At 56.6% G+C, this 1681-nt stretch carries 2 protein-coding genes and 2 pseudogenes; 3 read left to right on the top strand and 1 reads right to left on the bottom strand.

The window, feature by feature from the left end:
* A pseudogene (locus HV744_RS36490) lies at positions 1-168 on the bottom strand (IS6 family transposase); the annotation flags it as partial.
* Between the two features lie 890 nt (positions 169-1058).
* On the opposite strand from HV744_RS36490, the gene HV744_RS36485 reads away from it, so the two are divergent.
* The 3 genes and pseudogenes from HV744_RS36485 to HV744_RS36475 all read left to right on the top strand — a co-directional run.
* The gene (locus HV744_RS36485; protein WP_175154071.1) at positions 1059-1307 is read left to right on the top strand and encodes a hypothetical protein; all 249 of its coding nucleotides are present in this window, start codon (positions 1059-1061) and stop codon (positions 1305-1307) included.
* Between the two features lie 37 nt (positions 1308-1344).
* Positions 1345-1497, top strand: a complete 153-nt coding sequence (locus HV744_RS36480; protein ID WP_175154070.1) for an H-NS family nucleoid-associated regulatory protein — start codon at positions 1345-1347, stop codon at positions 1495-1497.
* A 25-nt stretch (positions 1498-1522) separates the two neighbouring features.
* Positions 1523-1681: pseudogene (locus HV744_RS36475) on the top strand (polyhydroxyalkanoate depolymerase); the annotation flags it as partial.

The raw sequence follows: 1681 nt of genomic DNA, 5'->3' as shown, positions 1-1681 counted from the left end.
CATGATCGTGGTGTGCGCCAGCACCAGTCCCCGCTCGGCCATCATCTCGACCAGGTCCCGCAGGCTAAGCTTGTAGCGAAGGTACCAGCGCACGCACAGAACAATGATCTCACGATCAAAATGCCGACCGTCGAATAACCCCTCCATACCCTTGCGCTTGCTCATCATCGGCTACCAGTCTGTCAGGCTCGCTACTTTAACCGAGTCCTTGAGACTATTTGCACCAGAACCGAAAATCCGAGAGTAAACGCGAAATCCGCATTGTTAACAACCCCCTTCTGGCTGCTTTGCTATCCAACATCGTCTCCGGAGACGTCGATTTGTGTATAACGAGATGGGTTAGACCGTCACTGCCGCAGTCGAGAAATTTATTTAATAAGGATAGCTATTCGTTAGACATACGGGAAATCTTCGCCCATCAACTTGACAGAGCCTTGCAGATCAATTCTATTCACTGGCTATGCAAGCATTCCTGATTATATAGAAACTGCTTGTCATGCCATCCTCATCGCGACACAACCCGTTTCTTTCCAAAATGGATAGTTGCGTCAGTAGTATGGAAACTCGGACCCTTCCGAACAAAGCCCCCCGAGCAGGTCGGAAGACAAATCGGACTGCGGTGGCGTGGCAGAAGACGTAGTGCGCTTGGCGGATTTCGACGCGTCCTTTCAATTGTCGGCACTTCTGCCTGTAGGCAAACTTGAATCGCCCGCCCCTCTCGTCAAGTGGGGCGCCAACGACTCGTGATATCGATGATAGCAACGCCTCGCCGCCTGTAGCCCCACTCGATCCGACGTATCCATGCGCGGGGGCCACCTTCAGGTCTGCGGAAATACGACGGTACGCATCCGCAGCCGCAGCAAAGCGGGACCAGAACCGGAAAGGCGTGTGCTCGATCGTACCGAACTCGCGGGCCGGCGAAATAAGCATTGCCGCACAGTTGAGCTCACGACCGATCAAGGCATACGTTCAAACGTGGATGTGAGGCGTGCGCATAGCCAAGCGGTGTCGCGATGCTGACCAGCGGGACATCAGGAATACGAGCTAAGGAGAATGACATGAGCGCTGCAGAGAAGTCCTTGCACTGGGCGGTCGACAAATGGCTGAGCCCGACAACGGAGATGCCGGCGCGTGTCACGCAATTTCGTCGTAGTGTCCAGCATCGCACGCGCTACGTGTGCGTCGAAGCAATGCGGCCGGGCGGCTTGCTCTCGATCTTCTTCTTCCGGCACTACGACGGCTCCTGGCACGTATTTCCGCCCGAGACGGAACGGCCGGCAATGAACGGATTTCGGCGCGCCGCGTGAGCGTCGACGACACAACCTTACCAACGAGGAGTTGCTTATGGAACAGCCTGTCGACCAGAACGCCAGCAAGGCACGTGTGCAGACGCCGAAATACCGCGATCCTCGTACTGGAAAAACCTGGTCTGGTAGAGGTCGCCTGCCACGATGGATTGAGGGCGAAAACCGTACGCCGTTTCTCATCAACAAGTAGCGATACCGCGTAGCCGCAGCCACCCATGCTCTATCAAATGCACGAATTCCAGCGGGCGATGTTGAGCCCCCTCACCGCCTGGGCCCAGGCCGCGTCGAAATCGTTCGCGAATCCCGCCAGTCCATTGGCCTATGTGCCGGGCGCCACGCGCCTCTCAGCCGGTTACGAGCTGCTCTACCGGCTT

This window comes from Paraburkholderia ultramafica (assembly GCF_902859915.1).
Lineage (GTDB): Bacteria > Pseudomonadota > Gammaproteobacteria > Burkholderiales > Burkholderiaceae > Paraburkholderia > Paraburkholderia ultramafica.
Note: the sequence above shows the minus strand (reverse complement) of the source record. Positions and strands in the feature narration are given on the sequence as shown.

What these genes read in the sequence shown, in the direction of transcription:
- HV744_RS36485 (WP_175154071.1), top strand. Translation starts at nt 1,059, where the DNA reads ATGAGCGCTGCAGAGAAGTCCTTGCACTGGGCGGTCGACAAATGGCTG.
- HV744_RS36480 (WP_175154070.1), top strand. Translation starts at nt 1,345, where the DNA reads ATGGAACAGCCTGTCGACCAGAACGCCAGCAAGGCACGTGTGCAGACG.